Below are 13,848 nucleotides of genomic sequence, written 5' to 3' on the forward strand. Positions count from 1 at the left end.
GGGTGAGCCGATTCAGCAGCCTCCCCGCCACCGTCCGCTGGGGCGTCCCGCCCGCCGCGCTGCTGACCTGCGTGGGCCTGCTCGGCTGGAGCTGGAGCCTGCCCGCCGACGTCGAACCCCCGCAGGTCCGGGGCAAGGCGCTGGCCGCCTGCGAGGCGCTGGACAAGGCGCTGCCGGGGACGGTGCTGGGCCACCGGCGTGACGACCCGTCACCGGCCTCGCCGTACACGGCGGCCTGGGACAGCTCGCCGCGCACCGTGCTGACCTGCGGCAGCGACCGGCCGGAGTACCTGAACGAGCTGGGCACCGCCTCCATGCCGGAGGTGAACGACGTCCAGTTCGGCATGGGCCGGGACGCGGACGGCGGCTACCGCTTCGTCACCACCATGCGGGACGCCTACGTGGAGGTCCTGGTGCCCGCGGGTGCCTACCCCAACTACGCCGACCCGCTCAGCTCGTTCACCGACGCCATCAAGGCGGCCGTCCCCGGCTGGCTCGCGCAGCAGCCGGGGACGGCCAACGGCTAGCGCAGGCCGGTCGAGCGGCTGAGCGCGGCGGTCAGCAGCCGGTCGATCAGCTCCGGGTACGGCAGGCCGGTGGCCTCCCACATCTTCGGGTAGGCCGAGATGGGGGTGAAGCCGGGCATGGTGTTGATCTCGTTCACCATCCAGCTGCCGTCCTCCAGCAGGAAGAAGTCGACCCGGGCCAGACCCTCGCAGCCGAGCGCCTCGAAGGCCGCCACCGCCTGCCGCCGGATCTCGGCCAGCTCGGACTCCGTCAGCTTGGCCGGGATCTCGACCTCGGAGGAGTCGATGTACTTGGCCTCGAAGTCGTAGAACTCGAAGCCGCCGCCGACGTGCACCTCGGCCGCGACGCTGGCCCGCGGGCCGTCCTCGAACTCCAGCACCGCGCACTCGATCTCACGGCCCGTCACCCCGAGCTCCACGATCACCTTGGGGTCGTGGCGGCGCGCCTCGTCGATCGCGGCGTCCAGGTCGGCCAGGTCCTTGACCTTGGTGATGCCCATGCTGGAGCCGGCCCGGCAGGGCTTCACGAACAGCGGCAGGCCGAGCGCGGCGATCCGCTCGCGGGCGGCGGCGCGGCCCTGCTCGCTCTCCCACTCGCGCGGGCGGACCACGGTGTAGTGGCCGACCCCGATGCCGTGCGAGGCCAGGATCCGCTTGGTGAACTCCTTGTCCATCCCGGCCGCGCTGGCCAGCACGCCGGAGCCGACGTACGGCACCCCGGAGAGCTCCAGCAGACCCTGGATGGTGCCGTCCTCGCCCCACGGACCGTGCAGCAGCGGCAGCACCACGTCCACCTCGCCGAGCACCTTGGGCGCGGCACCGGGCTCGCTCCAGACCACCTCGCGGCTGGCCGGGCTGCCCGGCAGCGCGACCTGACCCTCGGTGGACTCGGCGATGCCGTCCACGTCGGGGAGCTTCCCGTCGGTGATGGCCATCCGGCCCGGCTCGTCGCCGACCAGGGCCCACCGGCCCTCATGGGTGATGCCGATCGGCAGCACCTCGTACTTGCTCCGGTCGATCGCCCGGAGCACGCTGCCGGCGGTGACGACCGAGATGGCGTGCTCGGAGCTGCGTCCGCCGAAGACGATCGCAACGCGCGGCTTGGCCGCGTTCGGGGAGGTCTGTTCGATGCTCATATCGCATTTGAGACTACCGTGCGGATGTTTCCGGGGAAGACACCCGCACGGTGTCGGACCGTCAGCCCTCAGCGCCTCTCGGGCTTCGCCGAACGGGCCATCAGCCCGGCCAGCACCTCCTGGGTCGGCCGCCCGTGGTGCACCACGTCGACCACCGCCTGCACGATCGGCATGTCGACCCCGTGGCGGCGGCCCAGGTCGAGCACCGACTCGCAGGACTTGACGCCCTCGGCGGTCTGCTTGGTGGCGGCGACGGTCTGCTCCACGGTCATGCCGCGGCCCAGGTTGAAGCCGAAGGTGTGGTTGCGGGAGAGCGGCGAGGAGCAGGTCGCCACCAGGTCGCCCATCCCGGCCAGGCCGGCGAAGGTGTACGGGTCCGCGCCCAGGGTGAGGCCGAGCCGGGTGATCTCGGCCAGGCCGCGGGTCATCAGGGTGGCCTTGGTGTTGTCGCCCAGGCCCATGCCGTCGGCCATCCCGACCGCCAGGCCGATCACGTTCTTGACCGCGCCGCCGAGCTCGCAGCCGACCACGTCGGTGGAGGTGTACGGGCGGAAGTAGGGGGTGTGACAGGCCGTCTGGAGCCGCTTGGCGACCGCCTCGTCGGCGCAGGCGACCACCGAGGCGGCGGGCTGCCGGTCGGCGATCTCCCGGGCCAGGTTGGGCCCGCTGATCACCGCGACCCGGGCCGGGCCGACTCCGGCGACCTCCTGGATCACCTCGGACATCCGCTTGGCCGTGCCGAGCTCGACGCCCTTCATCAGCGAGACCAGCACCGTCCGCCCGTCGAGCAGCGGGGCCCAGTCGGCCAGGTTCTGACGGAGCGTCTGGGAGGGCACCACCAGCACCGCGAAGTCCGCCCCGGCGAGCGCCTCGGCGGGGTCGGTGGTGGCCCGGACGCCGTCCGGGAGCACGGTGTCCGGCAGGTAGTCCGGATTGACGTGGGTGGTGTTGATGGCGTCCACCAACTCCTTGCGGCGGCCCCAGAGGGTCACCTCGCAGCCGGCGTCCGCCATCACCACGGCGAACGCGGTGCCCCAGGAGCCGGTGCCGAAGACGGCGCAGCGGGTCATTCGGACTCCCCCTCGGTGCTGGTGCCCGCGGCCCGGTCCTTCTTGGCCGCGGCCTTGACCGCCCGGTCGCGGGCCGCCTTGCGCATGTCGTACCGCTCGGCCGGCGCGTCCTCGCCGCGGATGCCGGCCAGCACCTCGGTGATCGCGGCCATGATGTCCTCGGTGGCGTCGCGCAGCACCTGGGCGGTCAGTTCCTGCCCCTGGTACTTGCTCAGGTCCACCGGCGGCCCGGCCGCCACCGTCACCTTGTGCCGGGGGAAGAGGTTGAACTTGCCCTTCCCGCCCCGGCCGTAGGGCGGGATGATCTCGTGCGCGCCCCAGTGCGCGACCGGGATCACCGGCGCACCGGTCATCAGCGCGACCCGGGCCGCGCCGCTCTTGCCGGTCATCGGCCAGAGCTCCGGGTCCCGGGTCAGGGTGCCCTCGGGGTAGAACTGCACGCACTGGCCCCGGTCGATGGCGTCGATCGCCGCGCGGAACGCCTCGGCCGCGTCGGTGGACTCGCGGAACACCGGGATCTGGCCGGTCTTGCGCAGCATGAACCCGATGAACGGCACCGAGAACAGCTGGGACTTGCCCAGTATCCGCGGCGGACGGCCGCTGTTGTACTGCCAGTGGGCGTAGACCACCGGGTCGATCACCGAGTTGTGGTTCACCACCGCGAGGAAGCCGCCCTTCTCGGGCAGGTGCTCCCAACCCCGCCAGTCCGGCTTCACCAGGGCCGTGGTGACCGGCTTCACGAGTACGGCCGCGAAGCGGTACCAGATCCCGTAGTCGGCGTTGCCGAACCGGGCGTTCGAGCGGGCCACCCCTGCTCCTCTTTCCTCGTCCGTCGCACACCTGGTGCCACGGGTCCGTCGTGGCGGACCAGTCTCACGGCTGGCCCGGCCGCTGTCGAGCGCGTTCCCGGCGCCGGGCGGGCGGGCCGCCTGGCCGGGGTCACGGCACCGGCGTCAGAATGGCGCCGATGACCCAGGACACGGTACGCCCCGCACCAGCCGTCACGCCCGCGCCCCACCCCGAGTGGTCGCTGGTGTTGCCCGTGAAGCGGCTCGCCCTGGCCAAGAGCCGGCTCGGCCCCTTCGCCGGGGAGCGCAGGACGGCGCTCGCGCTCGCCTTCGCGCTGGACACCGTGGCCGCGGCGCTGGCCTGCCCGGCGGTGGCCCGGGTCCTGGTGGTCACCACCGACCCGACGGCCGGGGCCGAACTCACCCGCCTCGGCGCCCTGGTGGTCACCGACGAACCGGGCGGCGGCCTCAACCCCGCCCTGGCCCACGGCGCTTCGCGGGCCCGCCGGATCGCCCCGCGCTCCCCCGTCGCGGCGCTCTCCGCCGACCTGCCCGCCCTGCGGCCCGCCGAACTCTCCCTGGTCCTGGCGGCCGCCGCCCGCTCCGGCCGCAGCTTCCTCGCCGACTCCCCCGGCCTCGGCACCACCCTGCTCGCCGCCCTGCCCGGCCTGCCCCTCGACCCGCGCTTCGGCGACGGCTCCCGAGCCCGCCACACCGCGGCCGGCACCACTGAACTCACCCTCCCCGGCGTCCCGTCCGTCCGCCGCGACGTCGACACCGGCGAGGACCTCCACGAGGCCCGCGCCCTCGGCCTCGGTCCCCACACCACGGCCGCTCTCCCACTCGTCGACGCGCACTGACGCGCCGGCGTGCGGAAGGGCAGCACCCCAGGGGCGCGAGGAACTGCGCGAACCGGAAGACGACTCCCGCGAGGTCGGGGCACAGGAGCCGGTTGCACGTGGGCCCGCCACGGCGCGCCTCGCTATGCTGCCCCCATGCAGGCCACCTCCTACACCTTCGACCCGGCGACCCGCAGCGGCTCCGTCCTCCTCGACGACGGCACCCCGGTCCCCTTCGACGCCGCCGCCTTCGACGCCGGCGGCCTGCGCCTGCTCCGCCCCGGCCAGCGCCTGCGCATCCGCACCGAGGGCACCGGCGACACCCGCCGCGTCGTCTTCCTCACCCTCCAGACCTTCCCGGACCCGGCCGACCCGCAGGCCTGACGCCCCGTCCGCCCGGCCCCGCGGCACCCCGACCGCTCAGTCCCGCAGCACCCCGACCGACACCAGGTGCGAGCGCCCGCCCATCGCGAAGCTGAGCCTCAACTCACCGTCCCGCTCCAGGCTTTCGGTCACCCGCTCGACCGCCCCCGGCCCGAGGAAGTACCGGTACGCCTCGTACTGGGTCCACCCCAGCGGCAGCACCCTGAGCGCCTCCCAGAGCGCCGCCAGGGCGTCCGGGAGCCGCGCGAAGACGGCGGGTGCGGTGACGTCCTCGATCTCGACGGTGTACGACGGCGTCGGGCTGGTCACGTGGTGCTCCCCTGCTCGTGGTCGATCTCGGCCCAGACCCCCTGGGCCTCGTCCGTGCGGTCGTGACCGAACCGGTCGGCGGTGGCCAACAGGTCCAGCACCGCGAGCTGCGCCTCGACGCCGAGGTCCCCGGGCAGCACCACGGACACCCGCCAACCACCGTCCCGCAGGCGGACCCTCGCCCGGGCCCCCGTGGTCACGGCCAGGCGATGGGCGAGGTCGAACACCCTGGTGGTTCGCACGCAACGACTCTCCCCGCGAGCAGCTGGTCACGCAAAGTAAATCTAAACAATTAGATTCCACCTGATGCATTAGATTGTCAACGCTGATTCACCCGCCCTGTCGAACCGGCAGGGTCGTGCCTGCCGCCGGGGAGCGTCCGGATGTCACCTGCTGAGCGCCAGTACCAGCGCGTCGCCGACGACCTGCGCGCCCGCGTCGGCCGGGGAGAGTGGCAGGTCGGCGAGCGGCTGCCGTCCCGCGCCAAGCTCGCGGTCGAGTACGACGTCGGCGAGAACGTGCTGCAGCGGGCCCAGGAGGTGCTGATCACCGAGGGGCTGCTGGCAGGCCGCGCGGGCTCCGGCACCTACGTCCGGCAGCCGGTGGTGCGGCGTCCGATGCTCCGCTCCCGGGTCGGCGCCCCGGTCTCGTTCCGCGCCCAGCTCGGGGAGACCGGCGAGGAGGGCAGCTGGGAGTCCAGCACCTCCACCAACGTCCCGGCCCCGCCCGCGACCGCCGCCCGCCTCGGCATCGAGCCCGGCGCCCCGACGGTGCACACCGCCTACGAGTACCTGATCGGTGGTCAGCCCGTGCTGCTGGCCGACAGCTGGGAGCCGATGTCCGTCACCGAGGGCTCCCCGGTGATCTGCCCCGAGTACGGCCCGCTGGCCGGCCAGGGCGTGGTGCGGCGGATGGCGGCGATCGGGGTGAACGTGGAGCGCGCGGTGGAGCGAACGCGCCCGGCCCGGGCCACCGCGCAGCAGGCGGTCCTGCTCGGCGTCTCGGCCGGGGACCTGGTGACGCTGATCGAGCGCACCCACCTCGACGGCGACGGCCGGGCCGTGGAGACCGCCGACCTGGTCATCCCGGACTCGCGTTGGGAGATCACCTACGAACTCCCGATCGTCCGTCAGGAATCCTGAGTCGTAGCCGCCTCCGGGCACGAAAGAGCCGTGGCGGCCCGCTTCCGGGGATTCCCCGGATGCGAGCCGCCACGGCTCACGGCAGTTGACCCGCCGTCGGCTGACCTTCCGCCAGGAATTACTTGGCGGTGGAACGGCGCGAGGTGGTCTTGCGCGCGGTGGTCTTCTTCGCCGGCGCGGTCTTCTTCGCGGTCGCGGTGGTCTTCTTGGCCGCGGCGGTGGTCTTCTTCGCCGGGGTGGCCTTGGCCGCGGTGGTCTTCTTGACCGGGGTGGCCTTCTTGGCCGCAGCGGTCTTGGTGGCGGTGGCCTTGGTCGCGGCGGCCTTGGTGGCGGCAGCCGTCTTCTTGACCGCGGTGGCCTTCTTCGCGACCGTGGCGGTGGTCTTCTTGGCCACGGTCTTCTTGGCCGGAGCGGCGGCGGCCGCCGTGGTCTTCTTGGCGGCGGTGCGCTTGGCCGGAGCGGCGGCAGCGGCGGTGGTGGCGCGCTTGGTGGCGGCGCGCTTGACCGCGGCGGTGGTGCCGGTCTTGCCCGGGGTGAGGGAGCCCTTGGGGGCCTTCTTCACCGACGGACCGTCCTTCGGCAGCTTCTTGCTGCCGGCGACGAGGTCCTTGAAGCCCTGGCCCGGGCGGAAGCGCGGGACGGCGGTCTTCTTGACCTTGACGCGCTCGCCGGTCTGCGGGTTGCGGGCGAACCGCGCGGAGCGGTCGACCTTCTCGAAGGTGCCGAAGCCGGTGACCGACACGCGGTCACCCGCCACGACGGCACGCACCATGGTGTCGAGCACTGCGTCGACGGCCTCTGCGGCAGCCTTGCGACCGCCCAGCTGCTCGGCCACCGCTTCGACAAGCTGAGCCTTGTTCACGTCTTCCCCTTCGGAAACGGGCGCCGGATGATTCCATCCGTTCTTTTCGCACGTTAGGTATGTATCTGCGGAGTTTCAATTACCAAACGCGCGAATCACCCTAGTGTCGCAATGGATTTGCGCGTTCGGCGCCTCATCCGAGCGGCGGGTGCCCCTCGTCGAGGTCTTGGACAAAGCGCGCCAACCTCCTTGCCGCCCCCGGGAGATCACGCTTGGCGGTCTCGGTGACGATCAAGAGCTGACGAGTGAGAGCGGTCTTTGCCTCGGTTGACACGTTCAGCGCATGAACGCGGTCGTGTGCCAGCTTCAACCGCTCGGCCACCAGCGCGTACAGCGCGGCGACTTCCGGGGTGTCCATCCCCTCCGAGGCGGCGGGTTCGCCATCCCCGTACGGAGGTTCATGGTGCCGGTGCATGCAACGATTGTGCCATCTGTGCGGAGTTGCGCTGCGCGGGGGTTTATCCGGAGCTCAACTCGGGCCCGGAACAGACGGATGGCCCACCCCTAGAGAGGGGTGGGCCATCCGGTGGAGCGTCAGGTTTCGGAGCCTCAGGCGACCGGCAGGGTACGCGGCTTGAAGGAGGGTCGGGTCGCCTCGAACTCGGCGATGTCCCCCTCGTTCTGGAGCGTGATGCTGATGTCGTCCAGGCCGTTGAGCAGGCGCCAGCGGACGTTGTCGTCCAACTCGAAGGAGGCGGTCACGCCCTCGGCGCGGACCTCCCGGGCCTCCAGGTCGACGGTGATCTCGACCGTCGGGTCGGCCTCGGTCAGCGCCCACAGCCGCTCGACCGTCTCCTGCGGCAGGACCACGGTGAGCAGGCCGTTCTTCAGCGAGTTGCCCCGGAAGATGTCGGCGAAGCGCGAGGAGATCACGGCCTGGAAGCCGTAGTTCTGGAGCGCCCAGACCGCGTGCTCGCGGGAGGAGCCGGTGCCGAACTCGGGGCCGGCCACCAGCACCGAGGCGCCCTGGCGCTCGGGCAGGTTGAGGACGAAGGTCTCGTCCTTGCGCCAGGCCTCGAACAGGCCGTCCTCGAAGCCGGAGCGGGTGACCTTCTTCAGCCAGTGCGCCGGGATGATCTGGTCGGTGTCGACGTTGCTGCGGCGCAGCGGGACGGCCCGGCCGGTGTGCGTGGTGAACTTCTCCATGGCGCTCAGACCTCCACAGAAGCGCGGTCGGACAGGTCGGACGGCGCGGCCAGGCGGCCCACCAGGGCGGTCGCCGCGGCGACCTGTGGGGAGACCAGGTGGGTGCGGCCGCCCTTGCCCTGCCGGCCCTCGAAGTTGCGGTTCGAGGTGGAGGCGCAGCGCTCGCCGGGAGCCAGCTGGTCGGGGTTCATGCCCAGGCACATCGAGCACCCGGCGTGCCGCCACTCGGCGCCGGCCGCGGTGAAGACCTTGTCCAGGCCCTCCTCGACCGCCTGCAGCGCGACCCGGACGGAGCCGGGGACGACCAGCATCCTTACCCCGTCGGCGATCTGACGGCCGTCCAGGATGGCCGCGGCGGCCCGCAGGTCCTCGATCCGGCCGTTGGTGCAGGAGCCGACGAAGACGGCGTCCACCTTGACCTCGCGCAGCGGCGTGCCGGCCTCCAGGCCCATGTACTTGAGGGCGTTCTCCGCGGCGGTCCGCTCCTGCGGGTCCTCGAAGTCCTCCGGGTTCGGCACGTTGGCGCCCAGCGGCGCGCCCTGGCCCGGGTTGGTGCCCCAGGTGACGAAGGGGGTCAGCGCGGCGGCGTCGATGAACACCTCGGCGTCGAAGACCGCGTCCTCGTCGGTGGCCAGGGTGGACCAGTACTCCACCGCGGCGTCCCAGTCGGCGCCCTTCGGGGCGTGCGGACGGCCCTCCAGGTAGTCGAAGGTGGTGCGGTCCGGGGCGATCATGCCCGCCCGGGCGCCGGCCTCGATCGACATGTTGCAGATGGTCATCCGGGCCTCCATGGAGAGGCTGCGGATCGCCGAGCCGCGGTACTCCAGGACGTAGCCCTGGCCGCCGCCGGTGCCGATCTTGGTGATGATGGCCAGGATCAGGTCCTTGGCGGTGACGCCCTCGGGCAGCTCGCCCTCGACCGTGATGGCCATGGTCTTGAACGGGGCCAGCGGCAGCGTCTGGGTGGCCAGCACGTGCTCGACCTGGCTGGTGCCGATGCCGAACGCCAGCGCGCCGAAGGCGCCGTGGGTCGAGGTGTGCGAGTCGCCGCAGACCACGGTGGTGCCCGGCTGGGTCAGGCCCAGCTGCGGGCCGACCACGTGCACCACGCCCTGCTCGACGTCGCCCAGCGAGTGGATGCGGACGCCGAACTCCTCGGCGTTCTTCCGCAGCGTCTCCAGCTGGACCCGGGAGACCGGGTCGGCGATCGGCTTGTCGATGTCCAGCGTCGGGGTGTTGTGGTCCTCGGTGGCGATCGTGAGATCCGTCCGGCGGACCTTGCGACCGGCCAGCCGGAGGCCGTCGAAGGCCTGCGGGCTGGTCACCTCGTGGAGCAGGTGCAGGTCGATGTAGAGCAGGTCGGGCTCGCCCTCCGCGCGCCGGACGACGTGGTCGTCCCAGACCTTCTCCGCAAGTGTCCGTCCCATCGGATTCCCTCCAGCCGGCCGCGTTGCCGGCCGCTCGTCTCTGTTGTCCAGGATGTGGACAGCCTGGTAAGGCTGGATCCTGGGTGTCTTCCGGGCTGCTCCACCAAGAGTGGCGCGTTTCTCGGGAAATTGAACTTGCGTCTCGCGGACTGAGACTGCAGTCTTAGGGCATGGACAACACTAGCGGCGTCGGCGTTCTCGACAAGGCCGCTCTGGTGCTCAGCGCACTGGAGTCGGGCCCCGCCACGTTGGCGGGGCTGGTCGCCGCCACCGGTCTGGCGCGCCCCACGGCCCACCGTCTCGCCGTCGCACTCGAACACCACCGCCTGGTCACCAGGGACATGCAGGGCCGGTTCATCCTCGGCCCCCGGCTCGCCGAACTCTCCGCAGCGGCGGGCGAGGACCGCCTGCTCGCCACCGCCGGGCCGGTGCTGACGCACCTGCGCGACGTCACCGGCGAGAGCGCCCAGCTCTACCGCCGCCAGGGCGAGATGCGGATCTGCGTGGCCGCCGCCGAGCGGCTGTCCGGTCTGCGGGACACCGTCCCGGTCGGCTCCACGCTGCCGATGAAGGCCGGCTCCGCCGCCCAGGTCCTGCTGGCCTGGGAGGAGCCCGAGCGCCTGCACCGCGGCCTCCAGGGCGCCCGGTTCACCGCGACGGCGCTCAGCGGCGTCCGGCGCCGCGGCTGGGCCCAGTCCATCGGCGAGCGGGAGCCCGGCGTGGCCTCCGTCTCCGCGCCCGTGCGCGGCCCCTCCAACCGCGTGGTGGCCGCCGTCTCGGTCTCCGGCCCGATCGAGCGCCTCACCCGCCACCCCGGCCGCCTGCACGCCCAGGCCATCATCGAGGCCGCCAACCGCCTCACCGAAGCCCTCCGCAGAGGCTGACCGCCGAGCATCCGTCCGAAATGCAGAACGGCCCCCGGAAGGGGGCCGTTCTCGTTTCGTCCGCGCATTCGCCCGGAAATGCAAAAAAGCCCCGGATATCCGGGGCTTCTCACTGGCTGGGGTACCAGGACTCGAACCTAGACTAAATGAACCAGAATCACTCGTGCTGCCAATTACACCATACCCCAACAAAGCATCGGGCCAGTGGGCTGTGAAGCCCACCGGCCTTTCGCTCTGGTACCCCCGACCGGATTCGAACCGGCGCTACTGCCGTGAGAGGGCAGCGTGCTAGGCCGCTACACAACGGGGGCAAACTGGCGATCCTGTGCTTCGTCCGTGCCGGGGTTGCGAACTCGTCCGACGGGGACAGTGGAGAGGATCTGGTACCCCCGACCGGATTCGAACCGGCGCTACTGCCGTGAGAGGGCAGCGTGCTAGGCCGCTACACAACGGGGGCTTGTTCTCTTGTGGTGCGTACCCCCGACCGGATTCGAACCGGCGCTACTGCCGTGAGAGGGCAGCGTGCTAGGCCGCTACACAACGGGGGCTTGTACTGCTGGGTCTTGCTCGTACTGCGCTGGGGTACCAGGACTCGAACCTAGACTAAATGAACCAGAATCACTCGTGCTGCCAATTACACCATACCCCACCAGAGTTGAGCCCCTGACGGGGTTTCACTCGGCGTTGCGGCCGCTTGGTTGCTTCCTGACGAGGCTTCTGGTCCCTCGCCCTGTCCCTCCCGGGCGGCGCAGAAAGAACATTACCCGACTCCCGGCCCTGCTCCAAAATCCATAACCGCAGGCAGGGTGCCGGGGGGCTGCGCGGCTGGTCACGCAGCCCCCCGGCAGCGGCCGGTCAGGCCGTCGGGACGGCGTCCAGGGCGGCCCCCAGACGGCGCAGCGTCTCCTCGCGGCCGAGCAGCTCCATCGACTCGAAGAGCGGCGGGGAGACCCGGCGGCCGGTGACCGCGACGCGCAGCGGGGTGAAGGCGAACTTGGGCTTGATGCCCAGCCCGTCCACCAGGGCCTCGCGCAGGGCGGCCTGGATCGGGTCGGGGGTGAAGTCGGGCAGCGCGGTCAGGGCCGCGATGCTCGCCTCCAGCACCGGGCGGGCGTCCGGGGTCAGCACCTTGGCCGCGTCGTCCGGGTCGAGCGCGAAGTCGGCCGGGTCGACGAAGAGGAAGCCGGCCATGGTGACGATCTCGGAGAGCACCACCATCCGCTCCTGGGTGAGCGGGGCCACCTTCGCCAGCAGGTCGAGCTGGGCAAAGGTGGGCTCGGCCGGGAGCAGGCCGGGGGCCTGGAGGTAGGGCACCAGGCGGCGGACGAAGTCCTCGGGGGCCAGCTCGCGCAGGTGGTGCGCGTTGATCGCCTCGCACTTCTTGAGGTCGAAGCGGGCCGGGTTGGAGTTCACCTTGGCGATGTCGAAGTTGGCGACCAGCTCGTCCATCGAGAACAGGTCCCGGTCCTCGGCCAGCGACCAGCCCAGCAGGGAGAGGTAGTTGAGCAGACCCTCGGGGAGGAAGCCGCGCTCCCGGTAGAGGTTGAGGCTGGCCTGCGGGTCGCGCTTGGAGAGCTTCTTGTTGCCCTCGCCCATCACGTACGGCAGGTGGCCGAAGCGCGGGGTGGTGCCGTTGCCGACGCCGATCTCGGCCAGGGCGGCGTAGAGGGCGATCTGACGGGGCGTCGAGGAGAGCAGGTCCTCGCCGCGGAGCACGTGGGTGATGCCCATCAGGGCGTCGTCCACCGGGTTGACCAGGGTGTAGAGCGGGGCGCCGTTGGCCCGGACGATGCCGTAGTCGGGCACGTTCTCGGGCTCGAAGCTGAGGGTGCCGCGGACCAGGTCGTCGAAGGCGATGGTGCGGTCGGGCATCCGGAAGCGGACGATCGGCGCGCGGCCCTCGGCGAGGAAGGCGGCGGTCTGCTCCTGCGTCAGCTCCCGGCAGTGGCCGTCGTAGCCGGAGGGCTTGCCGGCCGCGCGGGCGGCCTCGCGGCGGGCGTCCAGCTCCTCGGTGGAGCAGTAGCAGCGGTAGGCGTGGCCGCCGGCCAGCAGCTTGTCGGCCACCTCGGCGTAGATGCCCATCCGCTGGGACTGCCGGTAGGGGGCGTGCGGGCCGCCGACCTCGGGGCCCTCGTTCCAGTCGAAGCCGAGCCAGCGCATGGCGTCCAGCAGCTGCTCGTAGGACTCCTCGGAGTCGCGGGCCGCGTCGGTGTCCTCGATCCGGAAGACCAGGGTGCCGCCGTGGTGGCGGGCGAAGGCCCAGTTGAAGAGGGCGGTGCGGACCAGGCCGACGTGCGGGTTGCCGGTCGGCGAGGGGCAGAAGCGGACCCGGACGGTCGGGTCCAGGGCGGTGTCAGCCACGCTTGACCACCTTGTTGGAGAGGGTGCCGATGCCCTCGACGGTGACGGCGACCTCGTCGCCGACCTGGATCGGGCCGACCCCGGCCGGGGTGCCGGTGAGGATGACGTCGCCGGGGAGCAGGGTCATGGCCTCGGAGATGTGCGCGATCAGCTCGGCGATCGAGCGGACCATCTGGGAGGTGCGGCCGGCCTGCTTGAGCTCGCCGTTGACGGTGCAGGTGATCGCCAGGTCGCTCGGGTCCAGCTCGGTCTCGATCCACGGGCCGAGCGGGCAGGAGGTGTCGAAGCCCTTGGCGCGGGCCCACTGGCCCTCGCGCTGCTGGACGTCGCGGGCGGTCACGTCGTTGGCGCAGGTGTAGCCGAAGATCACCTCGGGGACCCGGTCCACCGGGACCTCGCGGCCCATCCGGCCGATCACCACGGCCAGTTCGGCCTCGTGCTGGACGTCGGAGGAGAACGGCGGGTACGCGATCGCCTCGGTGGGGCCGATCACGGAGGTGGACGGCTTGAAGAAGGTCAGCGGGACGTCGGGGACCTCGTGGCCCAGCTCGGCCGCGTGCGCCGCGTAGTTGCGGCCGACCGCGACCACCTTGTTGGGGAGGATCGGGGAGAGCAGGCGGATGTCCTGCATCCGGTAGCTCTCGCCGCTCAGTTGGAGCGAGACGATCGGGTGGCCGGCCAGGGCGTGCACCACCAGGGTTTCGGGCTGGGCCGGATCGCCCTCGACCACACCGAAGGAGACGCTGCCGGCGGCAGGGCTGCCTTCCCGGACGGAGAACCTGGCAATGCGCACGGTGGAGAGCCTCTCGGTCGGTCGGGCACCGGCCTGACCGGGCCCTGTCTGGAACGGCTCCCAGGATATGACGCGAGGGGCGCGGGGCCCCCCGGGGGGGGGGGGGGGCCCCCCCCGCGGGGGAACCCAGGGCCGCCGGGCGATAAAAGGAAAGGGGGGGGGTTGGGTAAGATGTGGGGA

General features: G+C 71.7%; 16 protein-coding genes and 5 tRNA genes. 5 read left to right on the forward strand and 16 right to left on the reverse strand.

Features of this window, described 5'->3' with window-relative positions:
* The first annotated feature begins 2 nt into the window (after positions 1-2).
* A complete protein-coding gene (locus ACWEPF_RS23160) occupies positions 3-527 on the forward strand; it encodes a DUF3515 domain-containing protein (RefSeq protein WP_452173969.1) in 525 nt (174 codons plus the stop codon).
* On the opposite strand, the gene ACWEPF_RS23165 is transcribed toward ACWEPF_RS23160, so the two are convergent.
* The 3 genes from ACWEPF_RS23165 to ACWEPF_RS23175 form a co-directional block, all read right to left on the reverse strand.
* A complete protein-coding gene (locus ACWEPF_RS23165; RefSeq protein ID WP_345285482.1) occupies positions 524-1,663 on the reverse strand; it encodes a D-alanine--D-alanine ligase family protein in 1,140 nt (379 codons plus the stop codon). The genes ACWEPF_RS23160 and ACWEPF_RS23165 overlap by 4 nt on opposite strands.
* Positions 1,664-1,731: 68 nt before the next feature.
* Positions 1,732-2,733, reverse strand: coding sequence for an NAD(P)H-dependent glycerol-3-phosphate dehydrogenase (locus ACWEPF_RS23170; RefSeq protein ID WP_452173970.1), 1,002 nt, complete (start codon positions 2,731-2,733; stop codon positions 1,732-1,734).
* Positions 2,730-3,542 (reverse strand): lysophospholipid acyltransferase family protein, encoded by an 813-nt coding sequence (locus ACWEPF_RS23175; protein ID WP_345285480.1) that lies wholly within the window; start codon positions 3,540-3,542, stop codon positions 2,730-2,732. Before ACWEPF_RS23175 ends, ACWEPF_RS23170 begins: the two co-directional genes overlap by 4 nt.
* A gap of 158 nt (positions 3,543-3,700) precedes the next feature.
* Between ACWEPF_RS23175 and cofC the strand changes: the two genes are divergently transcribed.
* Both cofC and ACWEPF_RS23185 read left to right on the forward strand, forming a co-directional pair.
* Positions 3,701-4,381: a 2-phospho-L-lactate guanylyltransferase gene (gene cofC / locus ACWEPF_RS23180; protein ID WP_452173971.1), complete on the forward strand. Its 681-nt coding sequence runs from the start codon at positions 3,701-3,703 to the stop codon at positions 4,379-4,381.
* Between the two features lie 135 nt (positions 4,382-4,516).
* On the forward strand, positions 4,517-4,744 hold the full coding sequence (locus tag ACWEPF_RS23185; RefSeq protein ID WP_452173972.1) for a hypothetical protein: 228 nt from the start codon (positions 4,517-4,519) through the stop codon (positions 4,742-4,744).
* A gap of 36 nt (positions 4,745-4,780) precedes the next feature.
* Here ACWEPF_RS23185 and ACWEPF_RS23190 read toward each other — a convergent pair whose 3' ends face one another.
* Complete coding sequence (locus tag ACWEPF_RS23190) at positions 4,781-5,053, reverse strand: hypothetical protein (protein WP_449798088.1); 273 nt, start codon at positions 5,051-5,053, stop codon at positions 4,781-4,783.
* Positions 5,050-5,295 (reverse strand): hypothetical protein, encoded by a 246-nt coding sequence (locus ACWEPF_RS23195; protein WP_345285472.1) that lies wholly within the window; start codon positions 5,293-5,295, stop codon positions 5,050-5,052. The genes ACWEPF_RS23190 and ACWEPF_RS23195 overlap by 4 nt, the downstream gene beginning before the upstream one ends.
* Before the next feature lie 141 nt (positions 5,296-5,436).
* Here ACWEPF_RS23195 and ACWEPF_RS23200 point away from each other — a divergent pair, with 141 nt between their 5' ends.
* On the forward strand, positions 5,437-6,195 hold the full coding sequence (locus ACWEPF_RS23200) for a GntR family transcriptional regulator (RefSeq protein WP_452173973.1): 759 nt from the start codon (positions 5,437-5,439) through the stop codon (positions 6,193-6,195).
* 118 nt (positions 6,196-6,313) lie between these two features.
* Here the strand turns inward: ACWEPF_RS23200 and ACWEPF_RS23205 are convergent, their stop codons facing one another.
* The 4 genes from ACWEPF_RS23205 to leuC form a co-directional block, all read right to left on the reverse strand.
* Positions 6,314-7,057, reverse strand: a complete 744-nt coding sequence (locus tag ACWEPF_RS23205) for an HU family DNA-binding protein (RefSeq protein ID WP_345290239.1) — start codon at positions 7,055-7,057, stop codon at positions 6,314-6,316.
* 133 nt (positions 7,058-7,190) lie between these two features.
* Positions 7,191-7,415, reverse strand: coding sequence for an SCO5555 family protein (locus ACWEPF_RS23210; RefSeq protein ID WP_345290238.1), 225 nt, complete (start codon positions 7,413-7,415; stop codon positions 7,191-7,193).
* A gap of 191 nt (positions 7,416-7,606) precedes the next feature.
* Positions 7,607-8,203 carry a 3-isopropylmalate dehydratase small subunit gene (gene leuD, locus ACWEPF_RS23215; protein WP_452173974.1) on the reverse strand — a complete coding sequence of 199 codons (597 nt, stop codon included), beginning with the start codon at positions 8,201-8,203 and terminating at the stop codon, positions 7,607-7,609.
* A 5-nt stretch (positions 8,204-8,208) separates the two neighbouring features.
* The gene (leuC, locus tag ACWEPF_RS23220) at positions 8,209-9,630 is read right to left on the reverse strand and encodes a 3-isopropylmalate dehydratase large subunit (protein ID WP_345289565.1); all 1,422 of its coding nucleotides are present in this window, start codon (positions 9,628-9,630) and stop codon (positions 8,209-8,211) included.
* Between the two features lie 170 nt (positions 9,631-9,800).
* On the opposite strand from leuC, the gene ndgR reads away from it, so the two are divergent.
* Positions 9,801-10,514 carry an IclR family transcriptional regulator NdgR gene (ndgR, locus tag ACWEPF_RS23225; protein WP_030275730.1) on the forward strand — a complete coding sequence of 238 codons (714 nt, stop codon included), beginning with the start codon at positions 9,801-9,803 and terminating at the stop codon, positions 10,512-10,514.
* A gap of 113 nt (positions 10,515-10,627) precedes the next feature.
* On the opposite strand, the gene ACWEPF_RS23230 is transcribed toward ndgR, so the two are convergent.
* From ACWEPF_RS23230 to ACWEPF_RS23260, 7 genes are all read right to left on the reverse strand, one after another.
* Positions 10,628-10,702 (reverse strand) — tRNA-Gln (locus ACWEPF_RS23230).
* A 47-nt stretch (positions 10,703-10,749) separates the two neighbouring features.
* Positions 10,750-10,825 (reverse strand) — tRNA-Glu (locus ACWEPF_RS23235).
* 70 nt (positions 10,826-10,895) lie between these two features.
* Positions 10,896-10,971: transfer RNA gene (locus tag ACWEPF_RS23240), tRNA-Glu, on the reverse strand.
* 18 nt (positions 10,972-10,989) lie between these two features.
* Positions 10,990-11,062: transfer RNA gene (locus tag ACWEPF_RS23245), tRNA-Glu, on the reverse strand.
* Positions 11,063-11,091: 29 nt separating this feature from the next.
* Positions 11,092-11,163, reverse strand: a tRNA-Gln gene (locus ACWEPF_RS23250).
* 206 nt (positions 11,164-11,369) lie between these two features.
* Positions 11,370-12,875 (reverse strand): glutamate--tRNA ligase, encoded by a 1,506-nt coding sequence (gene gltX / locus ACWEPF_RS23255; protein ID WP_452173975.1) that lies wholly within the window; start codon positions 12,873-12,875, stop codon positions 11,370-11,372.
* Positions 12,868-13,668 carry a fumarylacetoacetate hydrolase family protein gene (locus tag ACWEPF_RS23260; protein ID WP_345289563.1) on the reverse strand — a complete coding sequence of 267 codons (801 nt, stop codon included), beginning with the start codon at positions 13,666-13,668 and terminating at the stop codon, positions 12,868-12,870. Before ACWEPF_RS23260 ends, gltX begins: the two co-directional genes overlap by 8 nt.
* Between the last annotated feature and the right edge of the window lie 180 nt (positions 13,669-13,848).

The organism is Kitasatospora sp. NPDC004289 (assembly GCF_053602875.1).

What these genes read in the sequence shown, in the direction of transcription:
- ACWEPF_RS23165 (WP_345285482.1), bottom strand. Translation starts at nt 1,663, where the DNA reads ATGAGCATCGAACAGACCTCCCCGAACGCGGCCAAGCCGCGCGTTGCG.
- ACWEPF_RS23170 (WP_452173970.1), bottom strand. Translation starts at nt 2,733, where the DNA reads ATGACCCGCTGCGCCGTCTTCGGCACCGGCTCCTGGGGCACCGCGTTC.
- cofC (WP_452173971.1), top strand. Translation starts at nt 3,701, where the DNA reads ATGACCCAGGACACGGTACGCCCCGCACCAGCCGTCACGCCCGCGCCC.
- ACWEPF_RS23185 (WP_452173972.1), top strand. Translation starts at nt 4,517, where the DNA reads ATGCAGGCCACCTCCTACACCTTCGACCCGGCGACCCGCAGCGGCTCC.
- ACWEPF_RS23200 (WP_452173973.1), top strand. Translation starts at nt 5,437, where the DNA reads ATGTCACCTGCTGAGCGCCAGTACCAGCGCGTCGCCGACGACCTGCGC.
- ACWEPF_RS23210 (WP_345290238.1), bottom strand. Translation starts at nt 7,415, where the DNA reads ATGGACACCCCGGAAGTCGCCGCGCTGTACGCGCTGGTGGCCGAGCGG.
- leuD (WP_452173974.1), bottom strand. Translation starts at nt 8,203, where the DNA reads ATGGAGAAGTTCACCACGCACACCGGCCGGGCCGTCCCGCTGCGCCGC.
- leuC (WP_345289565.1), bottom strand. Translation starts at nt 9,630, where the DNA reads ATGGGACGGACACTTGCGGAGAAGGTCTGGGACGACCACGTCGTCCGG.
- ndgR (WP_030275730.1), top strand. Translation starts at nt 9,801, where the DNA reads ATGGACAACACTAGCGGCGTCGGCGTTCTCGACAAGGCCGCTCTGGTG.